General features: G+C 57.4%; 15 protein-coding genes. 9 read left to right on the plus strand and 6 right to left on the minus strand.

What is annotated here, in order from left to right; all coding sequences use genetic code 11:
* Nucleotides 1-107: 107 nt before the first annotated feature.
* Nucleotides 108-1,304, minus strand: a complete 1,197-nt coding sequence (gene hpnH / locus ABDK75_RS12435; protein WP_099210969.1) for an adenosyl-hopene transferase HpnH — start codon at nucleotides 1,302-1,304, stop codon at nucleotides 108-110.
* A gap of 302 nt (nucleotides 1,305-1,606) precedes the next feature.
* On the opposite strand from hpnH, the gene ABDK75_RS12440 reads away from it, so the two are divergent.
* The 5 genes from ABDK75_RS12440 to ABDK75_RS12460 all read left to right on the plus strand — a co-directional run bounded on the left by ABDK75_RS12440 (nucleotide 1,607) and on the right by ABDK75_RS12460 (nucleotide 6,794).
* Nucleotides 1,607-2,263: an ABC transporter substrate-binding protein gene (locus tag ABDK75_RS12440; RefSeq protein ID WP_339405965.1), complete on the plus strand. Its 657-nt coding sequence runs from the start codon at nucleotides 1,607-1,609 to the stop codon at nucleotides 2,261-2,263.
* 58 nt (nucleotides 2,264-2,321) lie between these two features.
* Nucleotides 2,322-3,536 carry a bacteriohopanetetrol glucosamine biosynthesis glycosyltransferase HpnI gene (hpnI, locus tag ABDK75_RS12445; RefSeq protein ID WP_346006030.1) on the plus strand — a complete coding sequence of 405 codons (1,215 nt, stop codon included), beginning with the start codon at nucleotides 2,322-2,324 and terminating at the stop codon, nucleotides 3,534-3,536.
* Nucleotides 3,533-4,957, plus strand: coding sequence for a hopanoid biosynthesis associated radical SAM protein HpnJ (gene hpnJ, locus ABDK75_RS12450; RefSeq protein ID WP_211499836.1), 1,425 nt, complete (start codon nucleotides 3,533-3,535; stop codon nucleotides 4,955-4,957). Before hpnI ends, hpnJ begins: the two co-directional genes overlap by 4 nt.
* Nucleotides 4,958-5,054: 97 nt before the next feature.
* A complete protein-coding gene (gene hpnK / locus ABDK75_RS12455; protein WP_346006031.1) occupies nucleotides 5,055-5,879 on the plus strand; it encodes a hopanoid biosynthesis-associated protein HpnK in 825 nt (274 codons plus the stop codon).
* A gap of 114 nt (nucleotides 5,880-5,993) precedes the next feature.
* The gene (locus ABDK75_RS12460; RefSeq protein WP_237389806.1) at nucleotides 5,994-6,794 is read left to right on the plus strand and encodes a cytochrome c; all 801 of its coding nucleotides are present in this window, start codon (nucleotides 5,994-5,996) and stop codon (nucleotides 6,792-6,794) included.
* Nucleotides 6,795-6,849: 55 nt separating this feature from the next.
* Here ABDK75_RS12460 and ABDK75_RS12465 read toward each other — a convergent pair whose 3' ends face one another.
* Both ABDK75_RS12465 and ABDK75_RS12470 read right to left on the minus strand, forming a co-directional pair.
* Nucleotides 6,850-7,830 carry an adenosine kinase gene (locus tag ABDK75_RS12465; RefSeq protein WP_064273562.1) on the minus strand — a complete coding sequence of 327 codons (981 nt, stop codon included), beginning with the start codon at nucleotides 7,828-7,830 and terminating at the stop codon, nucleotides 6,850-6,852.
* Nucleotides 7,831-7,964: 134 nt separating this feature from the next.
* Nucleotides 7,965-8,231, minus strand: coding sequence for a hypothetical protein (locus tag ABDK75_RS12470; RefSeq protein WP_167386095.1), 267 nt, complete (start codon nucleotides 8,229-8,231; stop codon nucleotides 7,965-7,967).
* On the opposite strand from ABDK75_RS12470, the gene ABDK75_RS12475 reads away from it, so the two are divergent.
* The 4 genes from ABDK75_RS12475 to ABDK75_RS12490 all read left to right on the plus strand — a co-directional run bounded on the left by ABDK75_RS12475 (nucleotide 8,125) and on the right by ABDK75_RS12490 (nucleotide 15,090).
* On the plus strand, nucleotides 8,125-8,808 hold the full coding sequence (locus tag ABDK75_RS12475) for a polymer-forming cytoskeletal protein (protein WP_249211332.1): 684 nt from the start codon (nucleotides 8,125-8,127) through the stop codon (nucleotides 8,806-8,808). The genes ABDK75_RS12470 and ABDK75_RS12475 overlap by 107 nt on opposite strands.
* Nucleotides 8,809-9,110: 302 nt before the next feature.
* A complete protein-coding gene (locus tag ABDK75_RS12480; RefSeq protein WP_346006032.1) occupies nucleotides 9,111-12,284 on the plus strand; it encodes an efflux RND transporter permease subunit in 3,174 nt (1,057 codons plus the stop codon).
* The gene (locus ABDK75_RS12485) at nucleotides 12,284-13,465 is read left to right on the plus strand and encodes an efflux RND transporter periplasmic adaptor subunit (protein WP_346006033.1); all 1,182 of its coding nucleotides are present in this window, start codon (nucleotides 12,284-12,286) and stop codon (nucleotides 13,463-13,465) included. Before ABDK75_RS12480 ends, ABDK75_RS12485 begins: the two co-directional genes overlap by 1 nt.
* A complete protein-coding gene (locus ABDK75_RS12490) occupies nucleotides 13,462-15,090 on the plus strand; it encodes an efflux transporter outer membrane subunit (protein ID WP_099210985.1) in 1,629 nt (542 codons plus the stop codon). The genes ABDK75_RS12485 and ABDK75_RS12490 overlap by 4 nt, the downstream gene beginning before the upstream one ends.
* 56 nt (nucleotides 15,091-15,146) lie before the next feature.
* Here the strand turns inward: ABDK75_RS12490 and ABDK75_RS12495 are convergent, their stop codons facing one another.
* From ABDK75_RS12495 to trxA, 3 genes are all read right to left on the minus strand, one after another.
* Nucleotides 15,147-15,794, minus strand: a complete 648-nt coding sequence (locus ABDK75_RS12495; protein WP_211495828.1) for a GcrA family cell cycle regulator — start codon at nucleotides 15,792-15,794, stop codon at nucleotides 15,147-15,149.
* A gap of 133 nt (nucleotides 15,795-15,927) precedes the next feature.
* Complete coding sequence (gene rnd, locus ABDK75_RS12500) at nucleotides 15,928-17,130, minus strand: ribonuclease D (protein ID WP_346006034.1); 1,203 nt, start codon at nucleotides 17,128-17,130, stop codon at nucleotides 15,928-15,930.
* Between the two features lie 86 nt (nucleotides 17,131-17,216).
* Nucleotides 17,217-17,543 carry a thioredoxin TrxA gene (gene trxA, locus ABDK75_RS12505; protein WP_007283421.1) on the minus strand — a complete coding sequence of 109 codons (327 nt, stop codon included), beginning with the start codon at nucleotides 17,541-17,543 and terminating at the stop codon, nucleotides 17,217-17,219.
* Nucleotides 17,544-17,602: the final 59 nt, after the last annotated feature.

The raw sequence follows: 17,602 nt of genomic DNA on the forward strand, positions 1-17,602 counted from the left end.
CGACACCATGACATTCATGCCACACTCGTAGTTCTGTATGACAGAATACAAAAAAACCGGCCTTGAAGGCCGGTCTTTCTGCATCATCCAGTCCAAAAAAGACTGTGTCAGTCAGCGGCGTCAGCTGCCGCAGTCACAGTATTGGCTGCCGGGCGGCCATTTACACGGACACGCGGACCACGCGCCGGCTTGCCACCTGTCGTGATCTTTTCCATCTGCTGCTCAACCTGCGCTTCGTAGCCGTATTCGGCAGGACGCTGGTTGGCGAGCGAGATTTCCGGGACCATCGGCTTTTCAGTTTCCGGCCCGAACAGTGCGACCTTGGCGATGTGCCAGGGACGACGAACGGCATCCATCACAGCTGTGGATTCGTAGCCTGAGTGAACCATGCAGTCAGCGCATTTCTCATATGCGCCTGTGCCATACTTCTCCCACTCGGTGTCGTCCATGAGCTCTTTGAAGGTTTTGGCATAGCCTTCACCCAGCAGATAGCAGGGACGCTGCCAGCCAAACACGGTACGGAGCGGCTTGCCCCATGGCGTGCAGTGGTAGTTCTCGTTGCCAGCCAGGAAGTTCAGGAACAGCGGCGACTGTGTGAAGCGCCACTTCTTGCCCTTACCCAGACGGAAGACATCGCGGAAAAGCTGCTTGGTCTTCTGGCGGTTCAGGAAGTGAGCCTGATCCGGAGCGCGCTCATAGGCGTAACCCGGAGCCGTCATGATGCCATCAACGCCCAGAGCCATGACTTCATCGAAAAACGCAGCCAGACGCTCAGGAACCGCACCATCAAAGACCGTGCAGTTGATGGAAACGCGGAAGCCACGAGCCTTGGCGGCCCGGATTGCTGCCGTCGCCTTCTCGAACACGCCGTCCTGACAGACCGACGAGTCATGCATCAGCTTGTCGCCGTCCAGATGCACGTCCCAGGAGAAGAAGTGGGATGGCTCGTAATCGTCGAGCTTCTTCTCAAGGAGAAGACCGTTTGTGCAAAGGTAAACGTACTTCTTGCGCGCAATCAGACCCTTGATGATCTGAGGCATTTCCTTGTGCAGAAGGGGTTCACCACCTGCAACGGCAATGACGGGGGCGTCTGCTTCCGTGTCGGCATCCAGACATTCCTGCAAGCTCATGCGCTGGTTCAGGATCTGTGCCGGGTAGTCGATCTTACCACAACCGGCACACGCCAGATTGCAGCGGAACAGCGGTTCGAGCATCAGGACCAGCGGATATCGCTTGCGGCCCGTGAGGTGCTGCTTGACAACGTACCGTCCGACTCGGACAGCCTGCATCAAAGGAACGGCCATTATAATCCTCTGGTTCTAGCCACCGACAGTGTGCGCCGTGACAGCGCGCCGGGGCCCTAAACATCTGAATGAGGCCCGTATGGCCTAGGCAATGTCGGTTTGTGTTAACCGGCACCGAGAAGGCGCATCGGACTCTTGATTGACTGGCTATAGCCTCATTGCCATGTGGGCCTCAATGTCGTTGGTTGCAATTCTATGTAGTGATGTGGCCATTCGACCACAGAACGATTTCCGCATCCGGCGGTTGATACCGTGCAGCAAGAGCATGACCTCTTGCATAAAACGTCTCAGAGGACGAAAGCATGACCATGAATTCCCGATTTGCCCAGAACGCGACTCTGTCCCTTCTTGTGACCAGCCTCTTCGCAGGCGTCCCGGTGGCAGCAGCGCAAGCCCAGACCGCCCCAGCAGCCAGCGAAAGCTCTGCATCCGCGCCAGCCGCGCCAATTCAGGGTTTGTATGATGCTCTGAAAACTGCGCAGACGACGGGCAAGACCGCACAGCAACGCGCCACAATGATTGCGCCGGCCGTTGACCATGCGTTTGATCTTGAGGCCATTCTGCGTCGCTCTGTTGGGGTACGTTATAATAATCTGAGCGCAGCTGATCGTACCCGTCTGCTTGGATCGTTCCGTCAGTTCACAATCGCGCGATATGCATCTTCTTTCAAACCGGGAAGCAACGCCGTCTTCACTATCCTGCCGCAGACCCGCCCAAACCCAACGGGTGGCCAGATTGTGGATACGACCATTGGCGGCGGCTCTGATAGTGGCACGCCAATCGATTACATCATGACGAGTGGCCCCTCAGGCTGGCGCATCACAGACATTCTTCTGGATGCTCATATCAGCCAGGTTGCCGCACAACGTGCCGATTTCGGCGGTGCTCTGTCTCAGGGCGGTGCAAGCGGTCTTGCAGATCTGCTGGACCGGAAAACGACCAAATTCCTGCATGATTGAGTCCCGCGCGGCTACGAAGCTCTTCCTTCCTGATGTGAAGGGGAGATAAAAGACCGCCGTGCCTTCACCTCTCTCCATTGCAGCTGGCTTCTGTACACTCGTATCTGTAGCTGGAAATATTCAGGCCCTTACGGGGGCTACCCTTCTTGCACGTTTCCGCACGCGGGAACGTCGAGAGGACGAGGCCGTCCGCATGTCGGGCAGGCGTTGGCCAGCTGTTACAGTACTCAAGCCTCTTCACGGCAATGAGCCCCTGCTCCGGGAAGCACTTGAGAGTGTCTTCGCGCAGGACTATCCCGACTTCCAGATTGTTTTTGGCGTTCACGACGAAGCCGATACGGCTCTGTCTGTTGTGCAGGATCTTCGTCAGAAATACCCTCAGATCCCAGTCAGCATTGTGATCAATGCCGCCGAACACGGTCCGAACCGGAAAGTCAGCAACCTCATCAACATGTTCGATGAGGGGCGCCACGATGTTCTGGTCATTTCAGACTCTGACATTCACTGCGCTCCGACTTACCTGAAGCACGTCGTTTCCAGCCTCGAAGCTCCAGGTGTCGGACTTGTAACGACTCTTTATGCCGGGCGCACGGCTGGTGGAACGCTGGTCCAGCAACTTGGTGCCTGTCAGATCAACCACAATTTCCTGCCAGGCGTGATGATGTCACGCCTGCTGGGTCGTCAGGACTGTCTAGGCGCCACCATGGCTCTCACACGACAGACACTGACTGAAATTGGCGGACTGGAAGCTCTTGTCGATCACGTGGCGGACGATGCTGAACTTGGTCAGCTTGTCCGTCAGCGTGGTCAGGGCATCGCCATTGCGCCGTCCCTCACCCATACCACTGTTGGCGAACACACCCTCAGCGAGTTGCTCTCCCACGAGTTACGCTGGGGCAGAACCGTCAAGAATGTTGAACCCGTCGGCTATGGCCTGTCTTCCATTCAGCTTCCGCTGTTCTGGGCCGTCACAGCCGTTCTTTTTCGTCCCAATACATGGTGGACCTGGCTTCTGCTGGGGCTGACCTGGGCCATTCGTGGCCTTGGAAGCCGCATTATAGACCGTGCAACGGAGTGTCCTTTGCCTGCTGCAATCCCTCTTCTGGTCATCCGTGACTGGCTCTCCGCAGCCATCATGGTGGGCAGTGCAAGAGGGTCACGCGTTGCATGGCGCGGCAGAACGGTCCATATCGCCCGAAGAAAACGTAAATCTTCGGCGCGCGCCACAGCGTTCCAGTCTGGCGCCACCACCCACAGGAGTGTCCGATCATGATGAGAACCCTTTTTCTCCAGCCTCCTTCCTTCGACGGCTTCGATGGTGGTGCTGGTTCCCGTTATCAGGCCAAGCGTGAAATCAAGTCTTTCTGGTTTCCAACATGGCTGGCCCAGCCTGCAGCTCTGGTGCCCGGCTCCCGCCTGATTGACGCCCCACCGGCGAAGATGGGCATGGATCCGATCCTTGAGGACGTGAAGAATCGCGACCTCGTCGTCATGCACACCTCCACGCCATCCTTCGCCTCGGACGTCCGCGTGGCGCAGATGATCAAGGACGCCAACCCGAAGATCATGATCGGCATGGTCGGCGCCAAGGTTGCCGTGCAGCCTGACGAGAGCATGAGACAGGGTGGCCCGATCGACTTCGTGGCGCGCAACGAGTTCGATTTCACGATCAAGGAAATCGCCGAGGGCAAGCCACTGGCAGAAGTGGACGGCATCACCTGGCGTAACGCTGACGGCGAGATCATCGCGAACAAAGAACGCGCGATGATCGAGGACATGGACAGCCTTCCGTTCGTGACAGAAGTCTACAAGCGTGATCTCAACATCAATGACTACTTCATCGGCTACCTGAAGCACCCATACATTTCCATCTACACGGGCCGTGGCTGCAAATCCCGCTGCACGTTCTGCCTGTGGCCGCAGACGGTGGGCGGCCATCGCTACCGCACGCGTAGCCCGGAGCATGTTGCTGCCGAGATCCGTCTTGCCAAGCAGTACTTCCCGGAAGTACAGGAATTCATGTTCGATGATGACACCTTCACGGACGATCTGCCGCGCGCCGAAGCGATTGCCCGTGAAATGGGCAAGCTGGGCGTTACGTGGTCCTGCAATGCCAAGGCGAACGTTCCTTACGACACGCTGAAGATCATGAAGGAGAACGGCCTGCGTCTGCTTCTCGTGGGCTATGAGAGCGGCAACCAGCAGATCCTTCACAACATCAAGAAGGGTATGCGCGTCGAAGTCGCCAAGGAATTCACGAAGAACTGCCACAAGCTGGGCATCAAGATCCACGGCACGTTCATTGTCGGCCTGCCGGGCGAGACGAAGGAAACCATTCAGGAGACCATCGCTTTCGCCAAGGAAATCAACCCGCACACGTTGCAGGTTTCCCTGGCCGCTCCTTATCCGGGTACGGCACTCCACAAGCAGGCAACCGAGAATGGCTGGCTGAACGTCGATGCGGCCGAGCTGATTGACGAGAACGGTGTGCAGATTGCTCCCCTGCATTACCCGCACCTGTCGCATACGGAAATTTTCGAGAGCGTCGAGGAATTCTATCGGAAGTTCTATTTCCGCGGTTCCAAGATTGCTTCCATCCTGAACGAGATGATCCGCAGCCCACAGATGATGAAGCGTCGTCTGCGCGAAGGTGTGGAATTCTTCCAGTTCCTCAAGGACCGTCACGCGGCCTGAGACCGTCCCTGACGGCCTCGTTTTCTCGAAAAGGGGCATGGCTTGACGGCCATGCCCCTTTTTTCATGACCTTCGCCCCCTGTTCCGGAGCTTCATCATGACCCGTCGCGCCATTGTTTCCGCCGATGATTTCGGCATGAGCTTGGAAGTCAACGAAGCTATTGAGACTGCCCATCGCAAGGGCGTCCTTTCAACGGCAAGCCTGATGGTCGCCGGAGATGCCGCAGCGGACGCTGTCCGTCGAGCGAAAACCATGCCTGACCTAAAAGTCGGCTTGCACGTCGTCGCGATCGAAGGGAAATCCGTACTCGACCTTCCGGCCATTACGGATGAACAGGGCTGGTTTGGCCGCAACCAGCTTCGGCTGGGTGTCGAATATTTCTTCAGTCCCCATGCCCGAAGCGCCATCCGTCGTGAAATTGAAGCGCAGTACCGCGTCTTTGCCCGTACAGGCCTTCCGCTGGATCACGCGAATGCCCACAAGCATATGCATCTCCACCCCACTGTCGGGCGCTTCCTGATTGAATCGGGGCTGGAGCATGGCCTGAAAGCTGTGCGCTCTCCGTTTGAGCCACCTGAGCCTGTGGACGCAAAAGATAGCATCGGTGATCGCGCCTTGCGTCGCTGGATTGGAGTCCTTCGCCATCAGATCCACAAAGCGGGCCTCAAGACCAATGACTGGTGCTTCGGGCTGCGCTGGTCTGGCCATATGACCCCTGACCGCATTCAAGCCCTCATTCCGAAGCTTCCCCAAGGCGTCAGTGAAATTTATTTCCACCCTGCCACGGCTCAAAACGCCATGATGCATCGCTTCATGCCCACCTACGATCAGGAGGGCGAACTCGCGGCGCTTCTCGATCCCGGTGTGCGAGATGCTTTCACACGTGAAAACGTGAGGCAGATTGGCTGGTCGGATCTTTAAGGCGTCGGACCGCTCGTTTTTTTGCTGTTTACTCACTCCGTTCCGAGATCATTATGATATCAGGGAACTGTAAGACTTTTGAATTAACAAGGATTTAGAGGGGTAAACGCAAGAATGAACGGACGGCATGTTTTCAAACGACTGTTTTTTCTCGTCGGGCTTGTAGCCTCACCAGCCTGGGCTAATCCATCCACAGTTCTGAGCGTCAAAGACGGCGATACCGTTCATAAATTCAGCGTTGAAGAGCTTCTGCACCGCCCGGAAACCCAGAGGCTCGATCTGTCCCATATCAAGCAGCCTCTAGGACCAGACGTTCCCGCGATCCCGCTTTCAGCGCTGATCCATCAGGATGATGCGCTGGCTTTTCAGGCCACAGATCTTTTTACGGCGGAAATTCCCAGGAGTGTCTTTGAACAGGCACGCAAACATCACGTCACTGCGTGGATCGCCATTGAAGACAAGGAATGGCCTAAACGCCGTCCTCACGGCCATGACCTTGGACCATTTGCCCTTGTGTGGACCGGGGAGGAAGTTGGCATCATCAAGCAGGAACAATGGGTCGACCAGCTCGCTGCCATAACCCCATCCTCAAGTAATGAGCTGCCGTCTGGCACGAGTGAACCCGCCGCAAAAGGACAGGTCATTTTTGCGGAAAACTGTTTGCCCTGCCATCAGCTCATGGGCGTTGGCGAGGGAAGCATGGGACCGGATCTCGGGCGGCCCATCCCGGTAACAGAGTACATAACCCCAAAAGGCTTCCGGGCCATCATCCGCAACCCGAAGCAGGTCAGGAAGTGGCCAAGCGAACACATGGAGTCTTTTCCGGAAAGTGCCATCTCGGAAAGCGATCTGGATGCACTCTGGACCTATCTTCAGGAAGTCGGCCAGTCAGGATTGGCCCAGAAACATCTTTGAAGCGTAGGGCTATGGGATGATCCGGGAAATAACTTCCCCGGATCACGTATTGCCGTCAGGCGCGCAGAGTAAAATCTTCCTGCGGCCGCGCACCAAAGCGCGTGATGATGGCACCCGCAGCCTGATTGCCGAGCTTCGCGCACGTCACAAGGTCATGCTGCTTGCTCAGGCCAGCAAGGAATCCGGCCGCAAATGCATCACCAGCGCCGGTCGTATCCACAACCTTGACTGGCGTAGTCGGAACATCGTGACGCTCGCCCTTGCTGATAACGACAGCGCCCTTTTCACTCCGCGTGACGATAGCCAGCTGAGTTTCTGCAGCAACCTGACGCAGAGCGTCTTCGAAATCAGTCGTTTCGTACAGCGCCAGAAGCTCGGCTTCGTTGGCAAAGAGAATATCGACGTGACCGGCAACGAGCCCACGGAATGCCGCGTGATGACGGCCAACGCAGAACGTGTCTGACAGCGTCAGAGCAACCTGACGGCCAGCCTTGCGGGCCAGCGTAGCAGCATGTTCGAAAGCCGCCTGAGCATGGGGCTTATCGTAAAGATAGCCTTCCATGTACGTGATGGCAGCATCCGTAACAGTCTCTTCATGAACGTCTGCCGGTGTAAATTCCGTACAGGCTCCGAGATAGGTGAACATGGTGCGTTGTCCATCGGGCGTCACGAGCACGATGCAGCGCGCGGTCGGAATTTTTTCAGACGCAGCGAGTGGCTGGGACGGGAAAGTCAGGCCCTGATCGCGGATATCCTGTGTAAAGTGCGTCCCGGCCTGGTCTTCAGCGACCTTGCCGAGATAAGAGACTTTTGCGCCCATACGAGCCGCAACCACCGCCGTATTGGCACCAGAACCGCCACCGGCAACACGTTCAACAGCAATACGGTTTTCAATGTCCTGCGCGGTTGCCGCGTCAATGAGCGTCATGCTGCCTGGAGTTGCACCAAGATCGGCAATGACAGCGGGGTCAACAGAGGCAAGAACATCGACAATCGCGTTGCCGATGCAGAGGAGATCGTGTTTGGGGGCTGACATTAAGGCTCCAGAGTTCACAAAAAGGCAAAAAATCGTTCAAGACGCCATCTGCGCCATTAAATCAACACGATCATAGGTGCCCTCTGGGAACACGCCAACACCCGGGACGAATGCACTCTCCTGTTCTGCGCATGTCAGATTATGACATTTGCACGCAAGCGCGGGTTGTCCGTTCGGGGCGTGACCGTGTAAGCCTTGTCAGAGGCCGTTCCTGACGAACCCTGCACCAGCAGGTCCGGTGTCGAGCGGCCGAGACATAGTCCTTGTTCTTTCCAGATCCGTAGCGGGGTTTCCTTGTTCAGAAGACGCAAACCGGAAGAAGACGCAAAGCCTGCCGAGACAAGCAAGCTCGCCGGGCAGCCCATCTTTCCCAACCGGCCGGATGCTTCCAGCCAGACCACTCCTGCGTCCGGATCCGGAACAGCCAGCCCTCAGCCCAACCAGCAGAAGGACCCCGCATCTATGGGTCGTACCCCTTTCCCGGCGCCGCCATCCCCGAACAACCTGCCGGGCGCAACGCCGGCAACTGCGCCCCGTCCGGGTGCAGCAGGCGTACCGGGAGCACCGCGCCAGACGGGTCCGGAGCGTCGCACGCTGGTCGTCGGCCGTGGTATCAGCGTTCAGGGTTCGGTTCAGGATGCCGAGCGTCTGGTCGTTGAAGGGACTGTCGAGTCCAGCATGATTCAGGCGGCGGAAGTCGTTGTTGCACAGGGCGGTGTCTTCCGCGGTGCGATCGAAGTTGAAGATGCAGAAGTTGCCGGCACGATTGACGGCACCCTGACTGTCAACGGCAGCCTTACGATCCGCGGCAGCGGTCGTCTGATCGGCAAGGCAAAGTGCCGTCGTCTGCAGGTTGAAGATGGTGGCCAGATCACCGGTCAGCTCGAAATGATCACGGATGGCGTCGCCCCACGTTCCCCGATCGTGGAACCTGCGAAGGCTGCTCCGGAAGCTGCTGAGGAAAAAGCTGAAGGCTGATCCAGCCTCCATCTTTCTCTGAATATATTGAAAAGCCCGCTTCCCATGACTGGGGAGCGGGCTTTTTCGTATACATAATGACCAGAAAAGAAAACTTCCGATACAAATCCATTTTTCCTATAATAAATTTGCTTTTAATAAATATATATTCATTACACGCCGTATAGAATTTACGGCATCAAACAACAGATTAAATCTGCATTTAATTAAATCTCTGTATTAAATGGGAGTTTAAATCTAACTTTACAACATAATGTGTATATCGGCGCATCTACCTAAACCGCATCAGGACGCGCCAACCAATGAATGCCATTGTTGTCACCGCGCTAAGACGACCCTTAACGTTCGTCGTCCTGTCGATTCTGATTGTGATGCTTGGCATCCTCTCGATCCTCAGGACGCCAACGGACGTATTCCCCAATATCAAGATTCCGGTCGTCGCAGCGGTCTGGACCTATCCAGGTCTTCTGCCACAGGAATTTGCTGGCCGTATTACCTACAACTTCGAACTGGCTGTTACGACAACAGTTCAGAACATCGAGCATATGGAGTCCAACTCCTACTATGGCCGGTCGATTGTAGATATTTACTTCCAGCCCGGCACGCCCATCGGGGAAGCCGAAGCAGAAGTGACGGCAATTTCGCAGACAGTGCTCCTGGGCCTTCCGCCCATGGTGCCTGCACCAATGATCATGGCCCTGAACCCGTCTCAGGTTCCCGTCATTGCCCTGCAGATCACATCTGACAAACAAACACCGTCCGATCTATTCAAACTCGGCGTAATTACAGTTCGTCCGCTGCTCGCAACCGTTCCGGGTGCCGTCGTGGCTCACCCGAATGGCGGCATGGACAGCTTTGTCATGGTTTCCATGAACCAAGCAGAGCTTCGGGCCCATCATCTTGCTGCGGCGGACGTACAGGCTGCCCTGCGCAAGCAGAACATTGTTCTGCCGGCCGGTGATCAGAAGATCGATGCGACCGACTGGATGGTGCAGACCAACGCAGCCCCGCAGAGCATGGAAGACATCGCCAATATCCCCGTCAAACGGGTTGGCAATGCGGTCATCTATGTGAGGGACGTCGCGGACGTCTATCGCGGTGGCCATCCTCAGACAAACCTGGTGCTGGTGAAGGGACGTCAGGCTGTAGAAGTCATTACCCAGAAGGGCGGTACCGCCTCCACTCTGGATGTTGTGGCTGCGACCAAGGCGCTTCTTCCGCGTCTGCGTCGAATTCTGCCACCTGATGTGCATGTCTCGATCCTTGAAGACGCCTCCGTGATGGTGAAAGACCAGATCAAGGACGTCGTTCAGGAAATGATCACAGCCGCGTTCCTGACAGGTATCGTGGTTCTGCTGTTCCTTGGCTCCTGGCGCTCCACAGTCATCATCGCCACATCCATTCCGCTGGCCATTCTGTGTGCGCTCATCGGGCTGGGCTGGGCGGGTCAGTCCATCAACGTGATGACACTGGGCGGCCTTGCACTGGCTGTCGGTATTCTCGTCGATGACGCCACCGTCATGATCGAGAACATCGATACCCACCTTGAAATGGGCAAGGATCTGGAACTCGCCATCATTGATGCCGCGAACCAGATCGTCATCCCGACCTTCGTTTCCACCACCTGCATTTGCATTGTCTGGCTGCCACTCTTCGAACTGGATGGCGTATCAGGTTACCTCTTCATGCCGATGGCAGAAGCCATCATCTTCGCCATGATCGCGTCCTTTATCCTGTCCCGGACACTCGTGCCCACCATGGCCAAGTATCTTCTGGCAGGACAGGTTCATCATGGCGCGCATGGTGAAACCGATCATAGCCACCCTGGACCCAAAGGCTTCTTTGGCCGGTTCCAGGCCGGATTCGAAACCCGCTTCAATCGGTTCCGTGATGGCTATGGCAGCCTGCTGGAGCGCTGCATCAGCCGCCGTGGCGCTTTCGTCGGCATCTTCATGCTGATCTCCATCGCCTCAACCGGACTCTATGCCTTCGCAGGGCGAGACTTCTTCCCTGAAGTGAAGTCCGGCACTCTCCAGATGCATATGCGCGCACCTTTGGGAACGCGTATCGAGGTTGCTGGCCGTATCGCTGCCCTCGTGGATGATCGCATTCATCAGGATCTGGCAGGCAAGGTTGAAAGCATCATTTCTGATTGCGGCCTGCCAGAAGGCCCTCACAATCAGGCATTCATGCCCACACCAAGCGTCGGAACGCAGGACTGCGACCTGACGATTGCCCTGAAAAATGACGCCTCCCCTGTCTGGGACTATCGCAAGCTGCTCCGCAAGGATCTGTCACAGCGTTTCCCCGGCACGGTCTTCACATTCCAGCCTGCTGATCTGACCCAGAAAATCCTGAACTTCGGGTCTTCTGCTCCGATTGACGTTCAGATTTCCGGTCCGGATGCCCTGCTGAACTACGATTATGCCCGTCACATCATCGGCAAGATCCGTCAGGTTCCAGGTGCTGCAGACGTCACGATCCAGCAGACCATGTCCACGCCGACGCTGATGGTTAACGGTGATCGGACCTTTGGTCAGGCAACAGGCGTGACGGAAGCCGATATTGCCCAGAACGAACTGTACACGCTGTCGGGCTCAGCCGTTGTGGACCCGCAGTTCTGGCTTGACCCGGAAGACAACGTCACCTTCCCGCTGAACCTTTACACCTCACAGGATCAGATGACGCATCTGAGCGATCTGCTGACCATTCCGGTGGACAAGGGGGAAGGCAACACAGAGAACATCGACCCGCAGCTTCTGGGTGCCGTTGCCAACGTGATCGCAGCCGGAACACCGGGCGAAGTGTCTCACTACAACTCGATGTCCGAGATGGACATTTACGTAAACGTCGAGGGCACGGACATGGGTTCCGTTCTGGACGGCGTGAAAAAGGTACTGGCGGCCGACGCACATAACGTCCCGCGCTCGGCTGAAATCGACGTCCACGGACAAGCCACCACCATGCATGGGGCCTACTCACAGCTTGTCTTCGGGCTCTGCGTTTCCGTGGTGCTGATCTATCTGCTGATCGTTGTGAACTTCCAGTCCTGGCTTGACCCGTTCATTATCATCACGGCTCTGCCGGGTGCTCTGGGCGGTATTGCCTGGGCTCTGTTCCTGACAAATACGCGTCTGTCCGTTCCGGCTCTCACGGGCGCTATCATGTGCATGGGAACGGCCACGGCCAACTCCATCCTCGTGGTTTCGTTTGCCCGTGAACGCCTGGAAATCCATGGTGATGCCCTCAAAGCAGCACTGGAAGCCGGCTTCGGCCGTATCCGCCCGGTTCTCATGACGGCACTCGCCATGATTGTCGGCATGATCCCGATGGCCATTTCGAACTCCACGAACGCGCCATTGGGCAAGGCCGTCATCGGCGGTCTGCTGGTCGCAACGATTTCTACGCTGCTCTTTGTCCCCTGCGTTTACGCCATCCTCCACAATCGTTCTTCGCGTCAGAAGGAAACTGTCTAATGGCCAGCTCTCCGAAAATCTTCGCCATTGCGGGAAGCTGCGTTCTCGCGCTTTACGTGGGCTTCATCATTGTCGAAAAAACCCATGCGGCAACAGAACTGAAGGCTGACACTGAAGCTGGCGCGATCCAGAACGTTGCGGTCGTCACGCCCAAACAGTCACCTGAAAAGGTCGCCCTGACGCTCCCCGGCACGATTGATGCCTGGTATCAGGCGCCGATCTACCCGCAGGTCTCTGGCTACGTGAAGATGTGGTACAAGGACTACGGTGCACACGTGAAGGCCGGCGACGCTCTGGCCGAGATCAATGCCCCTGCTCTTGATGCACAGTATGCGCAGGCCAAGGCAGATCTGGACTCTGTGATGGCGAAGTACCACCTCGCCACCGTGACGGCCGAGCGCTGGCGCGCCATGGGGCGGTCTCAGTCCGTTTCAGGGCAGTCCGTCTCGGTGTCCAACGCAAACGAACAGTCTGCCCATGCAGAAGTGGATGCAGCACAACGGAACGTCGATCACTTCGAAGCTCTTGAGAAGTTCAAGACCATCGTTGCACCGTTTGATGGCGTCGTGACGGCCCGTAACATCAACGTCGGTGATTACGTCAACAATGGCGGCGGCGGCCTGAACTCAACGGGTGGCGCATCCGAACTCTTCACGGTTGCCGATGTACAAAAGCTGCGTCTGTTCGTGTCCGTGCCAGAAACATTCTCCTATGTTCTGCAGCCGGATCTGACCGCAACCATCAGTGTGCCCCAGTATCGTGGCCGCACGTTTGAAGCTCATTACCTGACGACATCACGCGGCTTCGATCCGACGACCCGTACGGCCGTGGCCGAGTTTACGCTTGAGAACAAGGATGAAGTCCTGTGGCCGGGCACCTTCGCCTCTGCAGCCCTGAAATCCCACAACGAAGACGCACATCTCTACGAAATCCCGACCAGTGCTCTCGTCTTCGAGGAAAAAGGCATGCAGGTCGCCGTCGTCGATGAAAACAGCCGCGTCCATTATCGGAACGTCACCGTTGGTCGCATGGCCGATACGTCGACCGAAATCCAGAATGGCATTTCCCCGACAGACCGCATCATCTCCAACCCGCCAGCCGATGTGCTGGAAGGCGACAAGGTCAATGTCGTGGAAGGTCAGCGCGGCTATAACCAGTCAGGCTATGGGAAAGACCAATGATCAGCCCCATCCTTCGCCGTTTTTCACTCGCCTGCGGTTCAGCCCTCTCTCTTCTGGGGCTGTCAGCCTGCGATCTCGCCCCGACCTACAAGGCCCCCAGCTTCGTTGTCCCGGCGAGTTGGCAGGGTCAGGCACCGTTCGCTGTCGCCACGCCTGCTGATACGCTCCTTCCGGAAAACTGGTGGATCATGCTGCATGATCCACTCCTGAACGAGCTGGAAGAGCGCGCAACCGCAGACAACGGGGACATTCAGGCAGCCGCAGAACGCTTCATTCAGGCACGGTCCCTCGTAGCCGCGGCGCGGTCCGAACTGCTCCCCCATGCCAGCCTGGAAGCCGGTGCGTCAGACAATAAACAGTCTGCTGACCGTCTGTTCCGCAATGGTGCCACCCTCACGCAAACAGAAGAGGATTACGGCGGGCTCGTGTCCTGGGAGCCGGATTTCTGGTCGTCCATCCGGAACCGCGTTCGGTCCCAGAAGCAGTTTGCCCAGCAACGCGCGGCAGACTTCGCCATGGCACGCCTGAGCACCCAGGCTGAACTGGCACGCGATTATATCGAATTGCGCGGCTATGACGCACAGGATGCGATCTACTCACAGTCCATCGCCTTCTATAAGCGGGCTGTCACCATCACGGAAAATCAGGTTCAGAACCAGGCAGCCCCACGTCTGGATCTCGCCCGTGCTCAGGCACAGCTCTACACCACGCAGGCTGCTCAGCTGGATATTCAGGCTGCCCGTCAGGTCACGGAGCATGCCATTGCCGTTCTGACCAACTCGTCTCCATCGGCGTTCCATATTCCGCAGGTTCAGACGTTCAGCTTCATCCAGCCGAGCATCCCAACCACCGTGCCTTCCGAACTGCTGCAACGTCGGCCCGACATTGCGTCAGCTGAACGCGAAATGGCGCAGGCCAACCGGGAAATCGGCATTGCCCGTGCGGCATTCTACCCACATATCGCTTTGAAGCTCGGCGGCGGCTTCGCATCCAATGGCTTCGATCTGGCCAACCTGGCCAATTCACTCTGGACGTATGGCGCCAGCCTCGACATGCCGCTCTTTGATGGTGGCCTGCGTCGGGCGGAACTCCAGAGAACGTGGTCAGCATACCGGGAAACGCGCGACGAATACCGCATGAAGGTTCTTGATGCCTTCCGCGAAGTCGAAGATGGCTTATCCCGGACTGAACGCCTCTCCAAAGAAAACACTGCCCTGGAGCAGGCCGTCAAAGCCAATCTCGACACCCAGAATATGACCATGACCCTTTATCAAGGTGGGGTTGGCACATACCTGGAAGCGATTTTCAGTCAGGAAAACACACTGGAAAGCCGCATCCATCAGGTGGAGGTCGCCACGCGCCTTTATACGGCAGATGTGGACCTGATCCGCAGTCTGGGTGGCGGGTGGTCCGTGAAGGCCCTGCCAACCATGGACCAGACGCTGTCTATCGCGCCGCTCCAGTATGATAATCTGCATCACCCGAAGGCTGTTGGGGATGTCACGGCATCACAGCATCCGGAGCAGTTCGAGAACCTCACGGGCACCGCACCTTCGACGCCCGGCCTCGGCCATGACAGGCAACTTCCCTCCCTGCCAATGGGAGATCTGGCGAACCATCCCTGAACAGACGGATGGCCAGAAATAGCCAATAAAAAAGCCGTCCATTTGGACGGCTTTTTTTAATCGCGACGATCGCGGATTTTGACGTAGGCGATGGCCGCATGTTCCGCACAGTAGGGCTTACCCGGCAGAGGGGTTGCGCCACAGAAATGGAACCCCGGGGTGCCCGGATCACCGATCGGCCAACAGCAGGACGGCCCACGACGCGTCGGACGATCAATGCTGGCCGTAAAACGCGGCGGCGGAGCCGGACGGACCGGCGGAGCCACACGAGGTTCCGGAGCAGGCGGCTTGGCGGGCGCTTCAGCCTTCAGGGGTGGAACCGCAGCTGCGCGTGCAACTGGAGCAACCACAGGACGGGCCGCCACAGTTTCTGCTGCCTTTGCAGGAGCAGCCTTGGGCGCATCCACCTTGGCTGGGGTGGCCTTGGCATCTACCTTGTCCCCCAAAAGGTCAGCAGTTGCTTCGGCAGGTGCCGCAGCCTTCCGGGTGGGGGGCTTGCGCCGTGGCACTTCCGTTGACGGCGTTTCGCCATCCTTGACCTTGCGGTTCCGGATGGGTGACGGGCGGGGCGGCAGGCCAAGGCGATGCGCCTTGCCAACAACAGCATTCTTCGTGATGGAAAGCTGGCGGCCGATTTCGGCGGTCGAAAGTCCCTGACTCCACAACTCGCGAAGTCTGGCGATCGTCTCGTCCGTCCAGTCCATATATCGTTCCTCTGTCGCGCATCCGGGCCTGTCTTGGCCCACTATCCTGTTACCCGCCGACCCTTTTTACAGGACCGGAATCTTTTGGGTGACGTTCCTTACCAGAAAGTCATGCCCGCGTCGAAGGTGCTTGTCACGCGTCCGCAAGTTCACCGTCTGGTGCAACCCGCTGAAGCTCAACACATCCCTTTACGACAGCCAGTGCGATCTCGCCACGTACGAGCGCCAGCGCATCCAGCCCAAAAACTTCACGACGCCAGCCCTTGAGAGCACCGACATCTGTCTCACCAAGCGCAATCCGGTCCAGATCTTCGGAAGACGCCACCAGACGCGGCGCGACCTTGTGCATTTCACACTTGGCTGTCTGAAGCACCCGAAGAAGCGCAACCAGTGCCGCTGATGGCCGTCCACGATCAGACTTGGACGGTGGCTTGGGCAGTTCGGACTCCGGAAGGTTTTCACCGACACGAACGACTTCCAGAAGCCCCTGCCCCATACGTCCTTCAGCAAAGCCGCGCGTTACACCCCGGACACGCGCTAGCGTCTCAACGTTTTCCGGCTTGATCGCAGCAATTTCGAGCAGACTTTCATCCCGAATAACCCGCTGCCGGGGAATATCGGCGTTCTGCGCCTCTTTTTCACGCCATGCTGCTATCTCGCGCAGGATACCAAGCATTCTGCGATTATTCGTGCGGGCTTTCAGCTTTTCCCAAAGACGGCGCGGATCAGGGCGGAATGTCTCTTCGGACGTGAGAACAGCCTGTTCAGCATCAGCCCAGCGCAGGCGACCTTCATCTTCAAGCTGCTTGCGAAGCGCAAGATAGACCGTGCGAAGATGCGTCACATCTGCTGCAGCGTAAGCAATCTGGGCCTTCGTCAGAGGACGGGCTGACCAGTCACTGAAACGATGCGCCTTGTCGATCGCATTGCCGGTGATGGCCCCTACGAGGCTGTCATAGCCGACCTGATCGCCAAACCCGGCCACCATCGCTGCAACCTGTGTATCGAACAGGGACTGCGGGAGCCGATCGAAAATATGAAGGAAGATTTCAAGGTCCTGCCGTGCGGCATGGAAAACCTTGATGCATCCGGGCTCATCCAGGAGTTCGCCTAGCGGAGCCAGGTCAATACCCGGTGCCAACGTATCGATAACGGCGACGTCTTCGGCACCAGCAAGCTGCACGAGGCAGAGCTCGGGCCAGTAGGTCTTTTCCCGAACGAATTCCGTATCGATGGTAACGAACGGCTCCTGCTTCAGCTTGTTGCAGAGCCGTGCAACCTCCTCACTGGAGGTTACGATGACGGGGGGTGGGAAATCAGAGGCTTTCGGACGCATGGCCCGATCCTACACAAAGGAATCGCCTCTGACCACGCCCCCACTGTCCCTGAATGAGGGACAATAAACAGCGCATCGCTGTCAGGTCAGATGGACTTCTCGATCCAGGCCTTGAGCTGGCTCTTTGGCATCGCACCCATCTGCTGTGCAACCGGCTTGCCGTCCTTGAAGACGATCAGCGTCGGGATGCTGCGGACGCCGTATTGCGTCGGGGCTTCCGGGTTGGAGTCGATGTTGACCTTAGCGACCTTCAGGCGGCCCTGATACTCAGCGCCAATTTCCTCGAGCGCTGGGGCAATCATCTTGCACGGACCGCACCATTCTGCCCAGAAATCGACCAGAACAGGGCCGTCAGACTTCAGGACGTCTGTTTCAAAGCTGCTATCCGTAACGGCAACCGTATTTGCGCTCATGGACGTGTTCCTTGTGATGAAACGTGTTTCTGTAAACCGATATCGGCTTCTCTGGTCAG

This window comes from Gluconobacter sp. OJA (assembly GCF_039638325.1).
Taxonomy (GTDB): Bacteria; Pseudomonadota; Alphaproteobacteria; order Acetobacterales; family Acetobacteraceae; genus Gluconobacter; species Gluconobacter cerinus.